The sequence below is a fragment of the Streptomyces sp. NPDC041068 genome (assembly GCF_040647455.1).
Taxonomy (GTDB): domain Bacteria; phylum Actinomycetota; class Actinomycetes; order Streptomycetales; family Streptomycetaceae; genus Streptomyces.
Genome location: NZ_JBEZCG010000003.1, coordinates 535,779 through 553,453, shown reverse-complemented (window position 1 = coordinate 553,453; position 17,675 = coordinate 535,779). Strand labels below are relative to the sequence as shown.

Below are 17,675 nucleotides of genomic sequence, written 5' to 3'. Positions count from 1 at the left end.
CAGGAGGATTCCTTGTCATCCCTCGCGTCATCCCTCACCCGAGCGAGACCCACGCTGCTCGCGGCCGGCACCGCCGTCGCGGGACTGCTGGTCGGCCTGCTCTCCGGTGGTGTCTCGCAGGCCGCCGACAACGCGTCCTGTCGCCCCGACGGCCTCTACCGGACGCCCGGTGTCGACGTTCCCTACTGTTCGGTCTACGACAGTGAGGGACGCGAGAAGATGGGCGCCGACCACCAGCGCCGCGTCATCGGCTACTTCACCGGCTGGCGCACCGGCAAGAACGGCGAGCCCGCCTACCTCGCCCCGGACATCCCCTGGGACAAGGTCACCCACGTCAACTACGCCTTCGCGCACGTCGACAAGGACAACAAGGTCTCCGTCGGCTCCGACGGCGAGAAGAACGCCGCCACCGGCATGACCTGGCCGGGCGTCGCGGGCGCCGAGATGGACCCGGAGCTGCCCTACAAGGGCCACTTCAACCTGCTCAACAAGTTCAAGAAGAAGCACCCGAACGTCAAGACGCTGATCTCGGTGGGCGGTTGGGCCGAGACGGGCGGCTACTTCGGCGACGACGGCAAGCGCGTGAACTCCGGCGGCTTCTACTCGATGGCCACCAACGCCGACGGCTCGGTGAACCAGGCGGGCATCGACACCTTCGCGGACTCCGCCGTCTCCTTCATCAAGAAGTACGGCTTCAACGGCGTCGACATCGACTACGAGTACCCGACCTCGATGAAGGACGCGGGCAACCCGCTCGACTACTCGATCTCCAACGCCCGGCGCGGCGGCCTGGTCAAGGGCTACGCGGCGCTGATGAAGACCCTGCGCGAGAAGCTCGACAAGGCGGGCGCGGCGGACGGCAAGCACTACATGCTGACCGTCGCGGCCCCCTCCTCCGGCTATCTGCTGCGCGGCATGGAGACCTTCCAGGTCCAGAAGTACCTGGACTACGTCAACATCATGTCGTACGACCTGCACGGCGCCTGGAACGAGTACGTCGGCCCCAACGCCTCGCTCTACGACGACGGCAAGGACGGCGAGCTCGCGGCCGCGGGCGTGTACGGCAGCCAGCAGTACGGCGGGATCGGCTATCTGAACACCGACTGGGCGTATCACTACTTCCGCGGTTCGATGCCCGCCGGGCGCATCAACATCGGTCTGCCGTACTACACGCGCGGCTTCAAGAACGTGCAGGGCGGCACCGACGGGCTGTGGGGCAAGGCGCCCGCCACCAGCTGTCCCGCCGGGTCGGGCCTGACCAAGTGCGGTGACGGCGCCGTCGGCATCGACAACCTCTGGCACGACAAGGACGACAACGGCAAGGAGTCGCCCGCCGGGTCCAACCCGATGTGGCACGCGAAGAACCTGGAGAAGGGGATCGTCGGCGACTACGTCACCAAGTACGGCTTCCCCGCGGACACCAAGCTCACCGGCAGCTACGCCCGCAAGTACAGCTCCTCGCTGGTCGCGCCCTGGCTGTGGAACGCGGACAAGAAGGTCTTCCTCTCCACGGAGGACGAGGAGTCGGTGGCGAAGAAGGCCGACTACGTGGTCGACCGGGGCATCGGCGGCACGATGGTCTGGGAGATGGCCGGCGACTACCGGTGGAACGCCACCAAGGGGCAGTACGAGATCGGTGACACGCTCACCTCGCTGATGTACGACAAGTTCAAGGCCGCGAAGCCCTACGGCGCGAAGGTCTCCAACAAGGAGCTGCCCACCAAGGCCGTCGACATCGGCGTGGAGTTCGGGGACTTCAAGCTCGGCGACTCCAACTACCCGATCACGCCCAAGGTGAAGATCACCAACAACACGAAGACGACACTGCCCGGCGGCACGGAGTTCCAGTTCGACTACTCCACCGCGGCTCCCGGCAACGCCTCCGACCAGTCGGGCTTCGGCACGAAGGTGATCAGCAGCGACCACACCGGCAGCAACGTCGGAGGCCTGAAGGGCGACTTCCACCGGGTCTCGCTGAAGCTGCCCGCCTGGCAGTCGGTGGCGCCCGGGGCCTCCATCGACCTGTCCTTCAACTACTACCTGCCGGTGTCCACTCCGTGGAACTGGACGGTGAACATCGGCGGCACGAACTACGCGCTCGCCGGCGACCTGGCGCGCGGCACCACGGTGGTCGAGCCGGGCACGGGCACCGGGCCGACCGACCCGCCGGGCCCGACGGACCCGCCGACCCCGGGCAAGTGCACCGCACCCGTGTGGAGTTCGTCGTCCGAGTACGGCACCGGGACGACCGTGTCCCACAAGTCCCACACCTGGAAGGCCAAGTGGTGGACGAAGGGCGACGAGCCCGGCGCCGGCGGCGAGTGGGGCGTCTGGCAGGACCTCGGCACCTGCTGACGTCCGCGGGGCACACGCCCACGGGGCACTGACCCCTTCGCCGCTCACGCCCGCGGGGTTTGGCACCCTGTGGGCGTGAGCAGCGCAACGGCACTGGCCGAGGAGTTCGAGACCCACCGCCCCCGGATGTTCTCCCTGGCCTACCGGATGCTCGGCTCCGCGCAGGAGGCGGAGGACGCCGTGCAGGACGCGTATCTGCGCTGGAACGGCGCGCGGCGCGAGGACATCGAGCGGCCCGCCGCCTGGCTGGCGAAGATCGTCACCAACCTCTGTCTGAACAGGCTCACGTCGGCCCGTGCGCGGCGCGAGGAGTACGTGGGGACCTGGCTGCCCGAACCGGTCCTCACCTCCGGCGGCGCGCTCGGGCCGCTGGAGTCCGCCGAGCAGCGCGACGCGGTGTCGATGGCGCTGCTCGTCCTCCTGGAGCGGCTCACGCCGATGGAGCGCGCGGTGTACGTGCTGCGTGAGGCCTTCGCGTACAGCCACCGGGAGATCGCCGGGGTCCTGGACGCGAGCGAGGCCAACTGCCGCCAGCTGTACCGCAGGGCGGCCCGCGCGGTCGCCGGGGAGCGGTCCCGTTTCGAGCCGGGGCGCGAGCTGCGGCAGGAGTTCGTCGCGTCCTTCCTCGCGGCGGCGCGCGAGGGAGACGTGGCGGGCCTGGAGAAGATGCTGGCCGCGGACGTGACGTGGTGGGGCGACGGCGGCGGCAAGGTCACCGCCGCGCGCAGGCCGATCCTGGGGCGCGCGAAGGTGACGCGGTTCCTGGTGGGCGGCCTGGAGAACTTCGGTGCCGCGATGGAGTTCTCGTACGCAGAGGTCAACGGCTCGCCCGCGCTGGTCGCGCATGCGGCGGGGCGGCTGATGGGGATCGCCTCCTTCGAGCTGAGCGGTGGCGTGGTGACCGGGGTGCGGGCCGTGGTCAATCCGGACAAGCTGGCCTTCGTGGAGCGCCAGCTGGCCGCCGTGGTCTGACCCGGCTGTCCTATTGCTCCGGCCCGGCTGTCACATTCCCGGGGGCTGCTCGGTTCTCAGCCGGTGAGGGACGCGTTCAGGGCGTCCCGCACTGCGAAGGAGCCTTGTGATGACCACGATCCTGGTGACCGGCGGCACCGGAACCCTCGGCCGCCTCGTGACCGAGCGGCTGCGCACGGAGGGGCACGAGGTCCGGGTGCTCAGCCGCCGTACGCAGCCGTACGCCGTCGATCTGCGCGAGGGCACCGGTCTGGACGCGGCGGTGGCGGGCGTGGACGTGATCGTGCACTGCGCGAGCTCGCCGCGCGGGGGCGACGAGAAGGCGGCGCGGAACCTGATCGCGGCGGCGCGCGAGGCCGGGGTCGGGCACCTGGTCTACATCTCGATCGTCGGCGTCGACCGGGTGCCGCTCGGCTACTACAAGGCCAAGCTCGCCGTGGAGCGGCTGATCGAGGAGTCGGGGCTCGGCTGGACGGTGCTGCGGACCACGCAGTTCCACGACCTGGTCCTGCGGATCCTTCAGGGCGCGGCGAAGCTGCCTGTCCTGCTGCTGCCCGCGGGGATCAGCGATCAGCCGATCGAGGTCGCCGAGGTCGCGGACCGCCTCGCGGAACTGGCGACGGCACCACCGGCAGGCCGGGTCCCCGACATGGGAGGCCCCGAGATCCGCGCCTTCCCCGACCTGGCGCGCAGCTACCTGCGTACGACGGGCAAGCGCCGCCCGGTTCTCCCGGTGCGCCTCGCGGGAGCGACGTACCGCGCGGCCCGGGAGGGAGGCCACCTCGCTCCCGAACAGGCCGTGGGGAAGGGCACGTTCGAGGAGTACCTCGGCAGTGCCCCGAAGGGGCGCGGGGAACTGCGCGACCGGCCAGGAACCAGCCGCTGACAAAGACGCTCAATGCCCCGGCGGCGGCCCGAAAATCTCATCCTGGGCCGCGTCCCGCGCGGCGAGCAACGCCCCCCTCAACACGGCAGAACCTCCCAACGCGCTCGCACGGACCTCCGTACGCAAAGGAGACATCGCACCGACCCGCGCCGTGACGCGATCGGCCAGCGCGGGTCCCCCCGCGCGGCCGATCTCACCGCCCAGAACGACACAGCCGGGATCGAGCAGTGCGGCCATCGCAGCCGCGCCGACGGCGATCCGCTCGGCGACGGCGTCGAGGAAAGCACCCTCCTCGGCCTCCACCGCATACCGCACGACGTCCGCCGCGGACATGTCCGGCTTCAGAATCCCGTACTCCGCGCCCAGTTGACGAAGTGCATCCGCGCAGGCCAGCGAGTGGAAGCCGCCGTCGCACCCGGTGGCGGACGGCAGCCCTCCGGTGCCGGGCACCGGCAGGAAGCCGATCTCCCCCGCGCCGCCCGAGGCACCCCTGCGCAGCACCCCGTCGAGCACGACCGCGGCGCCGACGCCGTCACCGAGCCAGAGCAGCACGAAGGTCTCGCGGTCGTGCGCCGCGCCGTCACGCCGTTCGGCTCGGGCCGCTAGGTTGCTCTCGTTCTCCACGAGGACCCGCGCGCCGAACCGCTCCTGGAGGACCCCCGCGAGGCGGCGGTGCCAGGCGGGCAGCGACGTCGTGTCGTGCAGCTCGCCGGTGGCGGGGTCGATCAGGCCGGGGGCGCCGATGCCGACGGTGTGCAGCCGCTGGACGCCGCCCTCCCGTGCCGCGCGCTCGACCAGCGCGACGGCGCGCTCCACGGCGGGCCCGGTGTCGCCGCCGACGGGTGCGGAGGCCTCGGCGAGCACCGCGCCGAGCAGATCGGTCACGACCACGGAGACGCTCTCGGTGCGTACGTCGAGGGCGGCGAGATGGGCCCGGTCGGCCACGATCCCGTACAGCCGGGCGTTCGGGCCGCGCCGCTGGGCGCCCGCCTCGCCGACGACCGTGATGAGCCCGGAGCCCTGGAGCCGCTCGACGAGATCGGCCACCGAGGGCCGCGACAGGCCGGTGAGCTGCTTCAACTGGTTCGCCGTCAGCGGCCCTTCGCTCTGCAGGAGGCCGAGCGCGAGCCGGTCGTTGATGGCCCGAGCGGTGCTCGGTGAGGCGGGCGAGACAGGCATGGCCGGATCCTCCCACAGAAAGTCTTCTATTTATCAGGCAGGGTTCCTGATAGTTTACGTCGCCGAAGCGGGCGGCACTGCCGCCGTGTCGGGCAGCACTCGGGAGGGGCGGAGCGGAATGAGTGAAGTGGTCTACGACAAACAGCGGTTGAAGCGGGCGCGCATCGCCGTCGCGGCCGTCTTCTGCGTGCACGGCGCGGTCGCGGGATCCTTCGCGACCCGGGTGCCCTGGATCCAGGAGCACGCCGACGTCAGCGCGGGCAAGCTCGGCCTCGCCCTCGCCTTCCCCGCGATCGGCGCCTCCCTCGCGATGCCGCTCGCGAGCCGCATCAGCCACCGCTTCGGCGCCCGCAACGCGCTGCGCGGGCTGCTCGCGATGTGGACGCTCGCGCTGGTCCTGCCCTCGCTCGCACCCAATCTGCTCACGCTCTGCCTGGCGCTCTTCGTGTACGGAGCCACCTCGGGGATGTCCGACGTGGCGATGAACGCGCTCGGCGTCGAGACCGAGAACCGCATGAAGAAGTCGATCATGTCGGGCCTGCACGGCATGTGGAGCGTCGGCGCCCTGATCGGCTCCGCGGCCGGCACGGTCGCCGCCCACCTCGGTGCGGACGCCCGGCTGCACCACGTGCTCGCCGCCGTCGCGCTCACCACGATCGGCCTCGTCGCCGTCCAGGGCGTGCTCGACCTGCAGCCGGAGCCCGAGGAGGAGGCGCCGCCCCGGTTCTCGCTGCCGCCCAGGTCGGCACTGCTGATCGGCGCGGTCGGCTTCTGCGCGGTCTTCGCGGAGGGCGCGAGCCTGGACTGGTCGGCGGTCTATCTGCGGGACGTCCTGGACACGTCGGCCGGTGTCGCGGCCGCGTCCACCACCGGGTTCACGCTCACCATGGCGATCGCGCGGCTCGCGGGCGACGCGGTGGTGAACCGGTTCGGCGCGGTGCGCACGGTGCGCGTCGGCGGGGTGCTCGCGGCGCTCGGCGGCCTCCTCGTCGTCCTCGCCCCGCACCCGGTCGTGGCCATGGCCGGCTTCGCGCTGATGGGACTCGGCATCGCGGTCGTGGTGCCGCTCGCCTTCGCCTCGGCCGGGCGCAGCGGTCCCAACCCCAGTCAGGCCATCGCGGGCGTCGCGACCATCACGTACACATCCAGCCTGATCGCCCCCTCCGCGATCGGCACGCTGGCCGAGGCGACGAGCCTCGTGACCTCCTTCGCCCTGGTGACGGTGCTTGCCTGTGGCCTCGCGGCCTTCGCCGGTGTCCTGCGCACGGACCGAGGTCCCGAACGCGACGGGACGACCGTCCCGACCCCGGGACGGATGAACCGCACCGGGGAGAAGTCGCACTGACGCCGCATTAACATGGCGTCGATCATTTCGGGCCACGCGACACGGCCCGGCTCAGCGCACAGAAAGCGACACTCACCATGGATCTCGGCGTGCGCTGGAGACTGCACGGCGACGGGCGCACCCCCGCCCCCGGCGCGGTCGTCCGTCCCGATGAGCGGCTCTCCTGGCCGCGGACCTTCGGGCTCGGCGCCCAGCACGTGGTCGCAATGTTCGGTGCGTCTTTCGTAGCACCCGTACTCATGGGTCTGGATCCGAATCTGGCCATCATGATGTCGGGCGTCGCGACCGCCATCTTCCTGCTCGCCACGCGCGGCCGTGTGCCCAGCTATCTGGGCTGCTCGCTCTCCTTCGTGGGTGTCGCCGCGGTCATCCGCGCGCAGGGCGGTTCCAGCGCGACGGTGACCGGCGCGGTCTTCGTCGTCGGGGCCGCGCTGTTCCTGGTGGGTCTCGCGGTGCAGAAGTTCGGGGCGCGGATCATCCACGCCGCGATGCCGCCGATCGTGACCGGCGCGGTCGTCATGCTGATCGGCTTCAATCTGGCGCCGGTCACCGCGGCGACGTACTGGCCGCAGGACCAGTGGACGGCCCTCCTGGTGATGCTGTTCACCGGATTGGCCGTGGTGTGCCTGCGCGGCTTCTGGTCGCGCATCGCGATCTTCCTGGGCCTGATCTTCGGCTACGGCATCTCCTGGCTCTTCGACCAGGTCTTCGGGAAGATCAACTCGGCGGACGGCTCGGGCAAGGTCGTCGACCACTGGCGTCTGGACCTGTCCGCCGTGGGCAAGGCCGACTGGATCGGTCTGCCGTCCTTCCACGCGCCGAGCTTCGAGTGGTCGGCGATCCTCGTGGCGCTGCCCGTCGTCATCGCGCTCATCGCGGAGAACGCGGGCCATGTGAAGGCCGTCGGCGAGATGACCGGCGACAACCTCGACGACAAGCTCGGCACGGCGATCTCCGCCGACGGCGCCGCCTCCATGCTCTCCACCGCGGTCGGCGGCCCGCCCAACACGACGTACTCCGAGAACATCGGCGTGATGGCGGCGACCCGCGTCTACTCGACGGCCGCGTACTGGGCGGCGGCCTGCTTCGCGCTGCTCTTCGGGCTCTGCCCCAAGTTCGGCGCGGTCGTGGCCGCGATCCCCGGCGGTGTGCTCGGCGGCATCACCGTCATCCTGTACGGCATGATCGGCCTGCTCGGCGCGCAGATCTGGATCAACGCCAAGGTCGACCTGCGCAATCCGCTGAACCTGGTCCCCGCCGCCGCGGGCATCATCATCGGCGTCGGCGGCGTCTCGCTGAAGTTCACCGACAACTTCGAACTGAGCGGCATCGCGCTCGGCACGATCGTCGTCATCACCGGCTACCACGTGCTGCGCGCGTTCGCGCCGCCGCACCTCAAGTCCCAGGAACCGCTGCTTGATTCGGGTACGTCGACGTACGACGAAGAGGGCTCGGCGGGCAAGGAACGTTAATCGGCTGGACGTGGTGCGCGGCCGCTGCTTAGGGTGCGCACCATGTCCAACCCCGAGTCCGACAGACTCCGGCCACCGGTCGTCCGGTGGCCTTCCATGCGTTCACGCTGACGCTCTCGCTGCGTTTGCGCAGCCGTCCGCGACCGTGGCACCCCACCACCGGATCACCGCTCCCGTGTCCTGATCGTTTCGATCCACACCGTGGTTGCGGAGTCCTGCTGTGCCCTTTGCCATCTACCTCCTCGGACTTGCCGTGTTCGCGCAAGGCACCTCCGAGTTCATGCTGTCCGGCCTCGTCTCGGACATCGCCGCGGACCTGGACGTCTCCATTCCGTCCGCGGGCCATCTCACCTCGGCGTTCGCCGTGGGAATGATCGTCGGCGCACCGCTGATGGCCGTCGTGAGCCGTCGCTTCTCGCGCCGCAGCGCCCTGTTGGCCTTCCTCGTCACCTTCCTTGTGGTCCATGTCGTCGGCGCGCTCACCACGAGCTTCGCCCTGCTGCTCGCCACGCGCGTCGTGGGAGCCCTCGCCAATGCCGGGTTCCTCGCGGTCGCCCTGGTGACGGCCACCGGCATGGTCGAGCCGAACGCGAAAGGGCGCGCCGCCTCCGCACTGCTCGGCGGCGTCACCCTCGCCTGTGTCGCGGGCGTGCCCGCGGGGGCGCTGCTCGGCCAGATCTGGGGCTGGCGGTCGGCGTTCTGGGCCGTGGCCCTGATCTCCGTACCCGCCGTGTTCGCCATCGCGCGGGCCGTGCCCACGGGCACTCCGGACGCCGCCGGGCCGAGCGTTCTCGGTGAGCTGCGTGCCCTGCGCGGTCCTCGGCTCCTGGTGACGCTGCTGCTCGGCGCGCTGGTGAACGGCGCGACCTTCTGCACGTTCACGTATCTGGAGCCGCTGGTCACCAACGTCACAGGGCTCGGCTCCGGTTGGGTGCCGGTGGTGCTCGCGCTGTTCGGCATCGGCTCGTTCGTCGGTGTCAGCGCGGGCGGCCGTGTCGCCGACGCGCGGCCCATGCCGCTCCTGGTGTTCGGCTCGCTCGCGCTCCTTGCCGGCTGGGTGCTGTTCGCGGTGACGGCCGCGCACACGGAGGTCGCGGTCGTGCTGGTCCTCGTGCAGGGCGCACTGTCCTTCGGCGTCGGGTCCACGCTCATCTCCCAGGTGTTGTACGCGGCCACCGACGCGCCCAACCTGGCGGGCGGGTTCGCCACGGCCGCGTTCAACGTGGGCGGCGCGCTCGGCCCGTGGGCCGGCGGGCTCGCGATCTCCGCGGGACTCGGCTACCGCTCACCGCTCTGGGTGAGCGCGCTGCTCGTGGCGCTCACCCTGGTCATCGGCGGCGCCGCGCTCGGCCTGCGGCGGCGGACCCCCGCGCCCGCCGTGGCTCAGTCGCGCGCCAACTCGTAGGCGTAGCCGGGAGTGAAGGTGCCGGGCGAGCCCTTGCAGCCGTCGGACTCGCCCGGCAGCTTGATCCACAGGTAGGCGTCGATCCGCGCCTCTCCGGTGCGCAGGGTCGGCGCCCTGCCCAGTTTGCGCCCTTCGGGGTCGCACCACGTGCCGTCGGCCGGGGCGCCGTTGCCGTTGCGGCTGGTGTCGATGACGGCGCCCAGCGAGCGCGGGCCGCCGAGCGCGTCCAGGACCCGGCGGGCGTAGGCGACCTCGGCGGAGGTGCGGTGGAAGTTGGAGACGTTCGTGAAGATGCCGTCCGACGAGGCGGTCGATGCCGCGCCCGCCTTGCGCAGCCGCCCCGCCTGCTTCCCGGCTGCATTCCAGCCGGAGTGCCCCGCGTCGTGGTACACCCTGGCCTTCGGGTTCGCGGCCTTGATGACCCGGCCCGCGCGAGCCAACGCCCCGTACCTGTCGGCCCGTTCGCCCGCGCTCAGGCACTCCGAGAGGGCGATCGCGTCGGGCTCCAGGATCACGACGACCTCGCCGGAGCCGAGACCCGCGGCGAACCTCTCGACCCAGGCGTCGTAGGCGGCGAGGTCGGGTGCGCCGCCCTTCGAGGCCCCTCCGCAGTCGCGGTCCGGTATCGCGTACGGCACGAGGACCGGGACGCGGTCGCCCGCCGACCTCGTGACCGCCCTGACCCGCGACGTGATCGTCGACGGGCTGTGGTCGGCGAACCACACGGCCGCGGGCCGCCGCGCTATACGGGACTCGATGAGGGGTCGGCGGGGGTCGCCGCGGTTGGCCCTGACCCAGTCGATGACCTGCGAATCCCCGTACCGGTAGAGGCGATCGGCGGCCGGTGCGGACTCCGTGGGCGGCTTCTCCGAAGGCCCCTGCGACGGCTCCTTCGGCCGCTCCTTCGGCCGCTGCGGCTCGGGCCCGGCACTCGACCGCGACGGCGACGACGACGGCCGCGCGGAGGCGGTCGGTGACGGGGACGGCGTCGGCACGGCGGGCAGCGGCTCCAGGGTCGGCGAACCGGTCGCCTTCGGACGCGCCTGGTCCCGGCCCTGCCTGTCGTCGAGCGCGGAGACCACTCCGGCGACGGTGCCCACGGCGGCCACCACCGAGGCGACCGCGACCATCACGCCCCTGCGGGCCGCACGCCTGCGCTCGGCACGCAGTTCGGCCCTGCGCCGCGCACGGATGCCAGTCACGGTGCGACTCCCCTCCCCCATGCCCCCGGACGCCACACACAACAGGCACGGCGGCCGTTCCCTCGTTTCGGGGAAGCCTCCGGTGCGCTGGCGCCCGGGCAAGCCTAGGGCTGGGACCCTGCCCCCATGGCGCAGTTGGAGCGGTTCGCAGAGACCAGGACCCCGGCTAGCAGGGTCGACGACGTGGTGGCACGGATGCGCGCGCTCGGCGACGACTGGCCGCCGCGCGACGGGGTCGCCGTCTTCAACCGCGTCTACCTCTCGGTCACCGAGGAGGTCGCGCGCCGCATCCACCTCGGCGCCTTCCCCGACGCACACGCGGCGATCACGCTGGACGTCCGGTTCGCCGAGCGCTATCTCAGGGCCGTCGACGCGGCGGCCGACGGGCACCGCCCGCCCGCCTGCTGGCGCCCGCTGTTCCAGTACCGGCGCCATCCCGGCGTACGCCCGCTGCAGTTCGCGCTCGCGGGCATCAACGCGCACATCGGGCACGATCTGGCGCTCGCCCTCGTGGACTCCTGTCGTACGCTCGGCTGCGAACCGGCCGATCTGGAGGACGAGTTCGACCGCGTGGGCGACGTCCTCGTGTCGCTGGAGGAGCGCATCCGCGAAGAGCTGATGCCGGGACCCGACCTCCTCCAGATCGGTGATCCGCTGACGCACCTGGCCGGAGCCTGGAGCCTGGAGCGCGCCCGCGACGGCGCGTGGGCGTCGGCGAGGACCCTGTGGGCGCTGCGCGATCTGCCGGGCGTCGCCCAGGAGTTCGGGGAGCGGCTCGACGGGGCGGTGGGTCTGGTGGGCCGGATCCTGCTGACGCCGCTGCCGGACTGATCCGGTGACGCCGCTCCCGGACCGATCCGGCCAGTCGGCCGCCGCACCGCCCGGAACTCCCCCGGGTTCGTTGTACGTTGCACAAACGTTTCCGACGTGACTCGACGTGACCCGACGCGAAGGAGTGACCGGCATGACCACCCGACTCGGACTGAGCCTCCCGCAGGGCAGGCAGTACACCATCGGACGCGACGTCCCCGAGGTGGCCCGCGCCGCCGAGGACATCGGCTACGACAGCTTGTGGGTGTTCGAGCGCGTCCTCGTCCCCGAGCCCGCCACCCAGGGTCTGTACGGGATCCCGGACCTCCCCTGGCCCGACGCGTACCGCTCGGTCGCCGACCCGCTGGTCACCCTGACGCTCGCCGCGGCGGCCACGGACCGGGCAAGACTGGGCACGAGCGTGCTGGTCGCCCCGCTGCACGTGCCGTTCCAACTCGCCCGCACCCTGGCCTCGTTGGACGCGGCGAGCGGCGGCAGGGTCGTCGCGGGCCTCGGCACGGGCTGGTCCCTCGACGAGTACGCCGCCGCGTCGGTCGCCCCCTTCGAGCGGCGCGGCAAGGTCCTGGACGAGCTGATCGACGTGTGCCGCGCGGTGTGGGGGCCGGACCCGGTGGCGTACGAAGGGGAGTTGACCCGCATCGCGCCGTCCGTGGTCGGCCCCAAGCCCGCCCGGCCGATCCCGATCCTGCTGCCCGCCAACAGCCCGCGGGCACTGCGCAGGCTGGTGGAGCGCGCCGACGGCTGGATGCCGGTGGGCATGGGCGCCGAGGCGCTCGCCCGGCAGTGGACCAAGGTGCGCGAGGCGGCAGCGGAGCGGGGCCGCAAGGAACCCGTGCAGAGCGTGCTGCGGGTCAACACGCAGTACACGCCGAAGGCGTACGACGGCTCGGAGCGGGCCCCGTTCCAGGGCAGCGTGGGCCAGATCGTCGATGACCTGGTGGCGCACGCCGCGGTCGGGTTCGACGAGATCCTGATCGACCTCGCGGGCTCGACGCGGGACGCGCAGGAACTGAAGGACGTGGCGGGCCAGGTGTACGAGGCTGCACGGGCGGCCGCGGTCTGACCCTTCCGGGCCCCGGCGGCACCGAGGTCCGGCGGCCGGGGCCCGGTGCCGCCGGAGCCCCGTCTCCCGTCAGTCCTCCGGCAGCTCCACCGGCGCGATCTCGTCGTACATGTCCCCGGGGCCGGGGTTCGTGGAGTCGGTGGCCCCGCCGAAGTGGTTCATGACACCCCACACGGCGTTCAGCGCGGTCTGGATCGCGCCCTCGGCCCAGCCCGCCGTCCAGGAGATGTCGTCGCCCGCGAGGAAGATGCCGCGCTTGTCCTCGGGGAGGCGGTCCTGCATGAAGTGGGTGAACAGGCGCCGCTGGTAGCGGTAGTGGCCCGGCAGGTTCGCCTTGAACGCGCCCATGAAGTAGGGCTCGTTCTCCCAGGAGACCGTCACCGGGTTGCCGATGATGTGCTTCCTGATGTCGACCTTGGGGTAGATCTCGCCGAGCGACTTGAGCATGACCTCCATGCGCTCGTTCGCCGACAGCGGCAGCCACTTGAGGCTGTCGTCGCACCAGGTGTACGAGAGGCAGATGACGGCGGGCTTGTCCGGACCGTCGTCGAGCAGGTACGTGCCGCGCGTCATCCGGTCGGTGAGCGTCATCGACATGACGTCACGGCCGGTCGGGTTTCCCTTGTCGTCGACGGCCTTGTCCAGCCAGAACGGCCGGTCCACCGGCACGAAGAGCTTCGAGCTCTCCATGTAGTGGGTGCGCTCCATCGCCGTCCAGTGGTCGATGGGGAAGAGCGAGTCGTCGCAGTCGATCTTGGAGAGCAGCATCCACGACTGGGCGGTGAAGATCGCCGCCTGGTAGGTGCGGATGTCGCCCGAGGAGTCGGTGACCGTGATGCGGTTGCCCGCGGTGCGGTTGAGGCGGGTCACGGCGGGCTTGGGCGCGCCGCCCTCGTGCAGCGACTGCAGGGACGTGCCGAGTGCCCAGTGCACGATCTTCTGCGGCTCGCGCTCCCACAGGCGCAGGGGCAGCTGCTGGCTGCCGCCGACGATGCCGCGGTGGTGGTCGTCGGCCTCGGTGTAGACGACGCGCAGGATCTCCAGGATGGAGTTGGGGAAGTCGGTGTCCCAGCCGCCCGTGCCGAAGCCGACCTGGCCGAAGATCTCGCGGTGCCGGAAGGACTTGAAGGCCTCGGAGTCGCAGAGGAAGCCGTAGAAGGTCTGGTTGTCGAGCTTCTCGACGAGCTTCGACCAGATCTCACGGATCTTCGGCACGTCGCGCTCGCGCAGGGCGCGGTTCATGTCGGAGAAGTCCGCGCCCTCCTCCAGACAGGCGTTCCAGGCGTTCATCACGTCGCGGTAGACCTGCGGCAGGTCGTCGACGGTGGTGGCGTAGTGCGACTCCCCCTTGAGGTCGACGACCGTCGAAGGGGTCGACTCGGCCAGCGGGTTGGGGAACGCCTTGGTCTTCAGGCCCACCAGGTCGATGTAGTGCTGCAGTGCCGTCGAGGACGGCGGGAAGCGCATCGCGCCCATCTCGGCGGTCAGCTCGTCCGTGCCGGTGCCCTCGAAGCCGACGGTGCGCAGCCGGCCGCCGATCTGGTCGGCCTCGTAGACGACGGGCTTGAGGCCCATCTTCATCAGTTCGTACGCGGCGACGATGCCGGACAGGCCGCCACCGATGACGGCGACCTCGGTGCCGTGCTCGGTCGCGGGTATCTGGCCGAGGCCCGCGGGGTGCGCGAGGAAGTCGTCGTACGCGTAGGGGAAGTCCGGACCGAACATGGTGATCGGCGGCTGGGCGTCGGTGTGCTGGACGGCGGTGGGCACCGTGGACGTCATGGGGTACGGACTCCTTGCGGGGAACTGAAGCAGAAAGCTGCGGGGCGAAGGCTCGGGGCTCAGGGTTCAGCCGAGCGACGCGTACAGGCCGGGGCGGCGGTCGCGCAGGTACGGGTTGTTCTCGCGCGACGCGGCGAGGAACTCCGGGTCGACGTCGCCGATGACCAGTTCGTCGGCGCGGCCGGCGCGGGCGCGCGCGATGCCGTCGGGTCCGGCGAGCGTGGAGAGCCCGACGAACTCGAACTCCCCTTCCTGGCCGACCCGGTTGACGTACGCGACGTACATCTGGTTCTCGAAGGCGCGCACCGGCACGACGGACTCGGCGACGAACTGGAAGGGGTGCATCTGCGCGGTGGGGACGACCAGGAGGTCGGTTCCCGCCAGCGCGTGCGCCCGCACGTTCTCCGGGAACTCCACGTCGTAGCAGATCATGATCCCGATGCGTACGCCGCCCAACTCGGCCTGCACCACCGGCTGTTCACCGGAGGTGAAGGACTCGCGCTCGAAGTCGCCGAAGAGATGGGTCTTGCGGTAGTTCGCCAGGCGGGTGCCGTCGGGGCCGATCAGCTGGGCGGAGTTGAAGACGGTCTCGCCCTCGCGCTCCGGGTAGCCGTAGACGACACCGACCTCGTGGCGCGCCGCGATCTCGGCGACGGCCTTGGCGGACGCACCGTCGGCGGGCTCGGCGAGGCGGGCGATGTCGTCGCCGATCGCGTACCCGGTGAGGAACAGCTCGGGGGCCACGAGCAGCCCGGCACCCGCGGCGGCGGCGCGCTCCGCGGCCTCGTCGAGCGCCGTGAGGTTCTCGGCGACGGATCCGAGCTGCCCTGAGCTCTGGAGCAGGGCGGTGCGCAGCGCAGGCATGGCGGAACCTCAAGGCGTACGAAGGGTCTGGTGGGGTCCGTACGACGGTACGGTCGGCGGCCGTGCCCGGACAAGGTGCGACCGTTGCGGGCCGCCGCACGATCCGTTGCGCGTGGCGGGGCCGGGGCGGCGATTCGTTGCGTGGGGCACGAGCGCCGGGCGGCCTGTGCCGTGAGCCCTGGGTATCGGGGGTGTCCACCCTGAGGAGCAGGTCGGGCGCGGAGGCCCCCGCCGCGTGGCGGAAGCCGGGTGCCGCCCGTGGCCGGACGTGCCGCACCCCCCTTCCACGAGACGGTGATCTCACCCGGAAAGGCCGGGTGAACACCTCGAAGACGGAGGGCTTCCCGTGAGCCGTACGACCACCCACCGCACCCTCAAGCACCGCCACGCCCTCGCCGTGGGCGCCGCGCTTCTCATGACCGCGGGGGCCGCGGGTGTGGCCGTCGCGACCAACGGCGACGCGCCCCGCGAAGGCGGGACGAGCTCGGCCTCGCAGACCGGCGAGCGGGCGAAGGCCCGTGAGGCCGCGTCGCTCACCGGCTCGGCGAAGATGTACCGCAAGACCACCGAGGACGTGAAGTTCACGTTCGACGCCCACCTGGCGGCCGAGAACAACACCGACCCGTCGAAGGCGACCGGCACCTTCGGCTTCGTCCACCTCGACAAGCCGGGCGGCAAGGGCGGCTGGGCGAAGGGCCGCATCGACTGCCTGATGACGGGCGGCAAGGTGGCCACGGCGACCGGCATCATCACCGAGACGAACATCAAGGAGATCAAGGGCGGCCGCGTCGGCTTCAGCGTCCACGACAAGGGCAAGATCGACCGCGTGGGCTACAGCTGGGCCGCGACGGGCGGCCCCGACGGCACCAAGAAGCTGACCAAGTGCACCAGCTCGGCTCCGATGGAGAAGGTCAGGGCGGGCACCGGCGACTTCCAGGTGGTCCCGTGGAAGGTCCCGTACCCGACGAACTGACGCGGCACCGCACCGAGCGAGGAGCCGCCCGAACGGGGGTCGGGCGGCTCCTCCCCCGGTAGGGCCCGGGGACCGGCGCCCCCGCCGCACGGCGGATGCGGTCACCGCCTCGCGCGCGATGTGCGGGGCGCCGGTTCACGGAAGTGTTGATCCCGCCCGGAACGGCCGGGCGAAGGCAGCCCAGACGGAGGATCCACCGTGAGTCCCACCAGCCCCACTACTCGCAGGCGCACGACCCGTACCCGTACCCGCGCCCTCGCCATGGGCGCCGCCCTCCTGCTCGCCGCAGGGGCAGCCGGTTCCGCCGTCGCGTCCGAGTCCGGCTGGGACGGCTCCCCGCCCCGTCCCGCCAAGGAGCGCGAGGCGGCCGCGCTGACCGGCACCGCGATGATCGACCGCCCGAAGGGCGACGAGATCACGTTCACCTTCGACGCCCATCTGAACGCCGAGGACAAGAGGGATCCGGGCAAGGCCCACGGCACCGTCAAGTTCAGCCACTACATGGAGGAGCCCAAGTGGGGCGGCGCCGGTGAGGCGAGAGTGGACTGCCTGATGACCGGCGGGAAGGTCGCCACGGTATCCGCGGTGGTCACCAGAGCGGACGGCGACCTGAAGAACTCGGTCGGCAAGCGGGTCGGCCTGACGGTCCACGACCAGGGCAAGCAGGACCGCTTCGGCTACAGCTGGGCGATGGTCGGCCTGCCCGGCGAGCTCCCCGACGACATGCCCAAGTGCGTGAGCGCGGCCCCGTTCGAGAAGACGAGGCCGGGCTCGGGAACGTTCCACGTACTCCCGATGAAGGACCGCTCCTGAGGGGGAGCGCCCCGTAAGGGGCGCGGGGAACTGCGCGACAAGCCACAACGAACCCGCACCGGAAGAACTACGCGGGCGACCCCGAAGAGAATCTCCGCATCAGAGGCGAAAGCACGAGCACGGACTTCGTCCGCTCCACGAACGGCTCCCCCGCGATCCGCTCAAGCACCCGCTCGAAATGCCGCATGTCCGCGGCGAAGACCTGGACGATCGCGTCCGCGTCCCCCGTGACGGTGGACGCGGACGCGATCTCCGGATACCGCTCGAGCCCCCGCTGGATCGCCTCCGGCGAGGTGTTCCGGCGACAGTAGATCTCGATGAACCCCTCGGTCTCCCAGCCGAGCGCGGCCGGGTCCACCCGCACCGTGAAGCCCGTGATCGCTCCGGTGGCCCGCAGCCGGTCCACGCGCCGCTTCACCGCGGGCGCGGAGAGTCCGACCAGCTGGCCGATGTCGGCGTAGGAGCGGCGGGCGTCCTCGGCGAGGGCGTGCACGATGCGTTCGTCGAGATCGTTCAGTCGCACGGGGGGTGGA

General features: G+C 71.2%; 15 protein-coding genes. 10 read left to right on the top strand and 5 right to left on the bottom strand.

The genetic code is table 11. The annotated features are described in order from the left end of the window. Positions 1–12 precede the first annotated feature (12 nt). From AB0B50_RS09570 to AB0B50_RS09560, 3 genes are all read left to right on the top strand, one after another. Positions 13–2,355 (top strand): chitinase C-terminal domain-containing protein, encoded by a 2,343-nt coding sequence (locus tag AB0B50_RS09570; protein WP_362328069.1) that lies wholly within the window; start codon positions 13–15, stop codon positions 2,353–2,355. A 75-nt stretch (positions 2,356–2,430) separates the two neighbouring features. Next, positions 2,431–3,327 carry an RNA polymerase sigma-70 factor gene (locus AB0B50_RS09565; protein ID WP_362328067.1) on the top strand — a complete coding sequence of 299 codons (897 nt, stop codon included), beginning with the start codon at positions 2,431–2,433 and terminating at the stop codon, positions 3,325–3,327. 109 nt (positions 3,328–3,436) lie between these two features. After that, positions 3,437–4,213 carry an NAD(P)H-binding protein gene (locus AB0B50_RS09560; protein ID WP_362328065.1) on the top strand — a complete coding sequence of 259 codons (777 nt, stop codon included), beginning with the start codon at positions 3,437–3,439 and terminating at the stop codon, positions 4,211–4,213. 9 nt (positions 4,214–4,222) lie between these two features. Here the strand turns inward: AB0B50_RS09560 and AB0B50_RS09555 are convergent, their stop codons facing one another. Further along, complete coding sequence (locus AB0B50_RS09555) at positions 4,223–5,392, bottom strand: ROK family transcriptional regulator (RefSeq protein ID WP_362328063.1); 1,170 nt, start codon at positions 5,390–5,392, stop codon at positions 4,223–4,225. Positions 5,393–5,510: 118 nt separating this feature from the next. On the opposite strand from AB0B50_RS09555, the gene AB0B50_RS09550 reads away from it, so the two are divergent. The 3 genes from AB0B50_RS09550 to AB0B50_RS09540 all read left to right on the top strand — a co-directional run bounded on the left by AB0B50_RS09550 (position 5,511) and on the right by AB0B50_RS09540 (position 9,614). Then, positions 5,511–6,737 carry an MFS transporter gene (locus AB0B50_RS09550; RefSeq protein ID WP_362328061.1) on the top strand — a complete coding sequence of 409 codons (1,227 nt, stop codon included), beginning with the start codon at positions 5,511–5,513 and terminating at the stop codon, positions 6,735–6,737. A gap of 77 nt (positions 6,738–6,814) precedes the next feature. Continuing rightward, positions 6,815–8,209 (top strand): solute carrier family 23 protein, encoded by a 1,395-nt coding sequence (locus AB0B50_RS09545; RefSeq protein WP_362328059.1) that lies wholly within the window; start codon positions 6,815–6,817, stop codon positions 8,207–8,209. A gap of 220 nt (positions 8,210–8,429) precedes the next feature. After that, positions 8,430–9,614, top strand: coding sequence for a Cmx/CmrA family chloramphenicol efflux MFS transporter (locus AB0B50_RS09540; RefSeq protein ID WP_362328057.1), 1,185 nt, complete (start codon positions 8,430–8,432; stop codon positions 9,612–9,614). On the opposite strand, the gene AB0B50_RS09535 is transcribed toward AB0B50_RS09540, so the two are convergent. Next, a complete protein-coding gene (locus AB0B50_RS09535; RefSeq protein WP_362328248.1) occupies positions 9,593–10,744 on the bottom strand; it encodes a glycoside hydrolase family 6 protein in 1,152 nt (383 codons plus the stop codon). The genes AB0B50_RS09540 and AB0B50_RS09535 overlap by 22 nt on opposite strands. 198 nt (positions 10,745–10,942) lie before the next feature. On the opposite strand from AB0B50_RS09535, the gene AB0B50_RS09530 reads away from it, so the two are divergent. Together AB0B50_RS09530 and AB0B50_RS09525 are read left to right on the top strand one after the other, a co-directional pair. Continuing rightward, complete coding sequence (locus AB0B50_RS09530) at positions 10,943–11,647, top strand: DUF5995 family protein (protein ID WP_362328055.1); 705 nt, start codon at positions 10,943–10,945, stop codon at positions 11,645–11,647. Between the two features lie 133 nt (positions 11,648–11,780). Then, positions 11,781–12,710, top strand: a complete 930-nt coding sequence (locus AB0B50_RS09525; RefSeq protein ID WP_362328053.1) for an LLM class F420-dependent oxidoreductase — start codon at positions 11,781–11,783, stop codon at positions 12,708–12,710. Positions 12,711–12,779: 69 nt separating this feature from the next. Here the strand turns inward: AB0B50_RS09525 and AB0B50_RS09520 are convergent, their stop codons facing one another. Together AB0B50_RS09520 and AB0B50_RS09515 are read right to left on the bottom strand one after the other, a co-directional pair. Further along, complete coding sequence (locus AB0B50_RS09520; protein ID WP_362328051.1) at positions 12,780–14,492, bottom strand: NAD(P)/FAD-dependent oxidoreductase; 1,713 nt, start codon at positions 14,490–14,492, stop codon at positions 12,780–12,782. Between the two features lie 66 nt (positions 14,493–14,558). Beyond that, positions 14,559–15,356 carry a carbon-nitrogen hydrolase family protein gene (locus tag AB0B50_RS09515; RefSeq protein ID WP_362328049.1) on the bottom strand — a complete coding sequence of 266 codons (798 nt, stop codon included), beginning with the start codon at positions 15,354–15,356 and terminating at the stop codon, positions 14,559–14,561. Between the two features lie 415 nt (positions 15,357–15,771). Here AB0B50_RS09515 and AB0B50_RS09510 point away from each other — a divergent pair, with 415 nt between their 5' ends. Then, positions 15,772–16,329 (top strand): Repetin, encoded by a 558-nt coding sequence (locus AB0B50_RS09510; protein WP_362328246.1) that lies wholly within the window; start codon positions 15,772–15,774, stop codon positions 16,327–16,329. Positions 16,330–16,527: 198 nt separating this feature from the next. Then, the gene (locus AB0B50_RS09505; protein WP_362328047.1) at positions 16,528–17,142 is read left to right on the top strand and encodes a Repetin; all 615 of its coding nucleotides are present in this window, start codon (positions 16,528–16,530) and stop codon (positions 17,140–17,142) included. 67 nt (positions 17,143–17,209) lie between these two features. Here the strand turns inward: AB0B50_RS09505 and AB0B50_RS09500 are convergent, their stop codons facing one another. Further along, positions 17,210–17,665, bottom strand: a complete 456-nt coding sequence (locus tag AB0B50_RS09500; protein WP_055564807.1) for an Lrp/AsnC family transcriptional regulator — start codon at positions 17,663–17,665, stop codon at positions 17,210–17,212. Between the last annotated feature and the right edge of the window lie 10 nt (positions 17,666–17,675).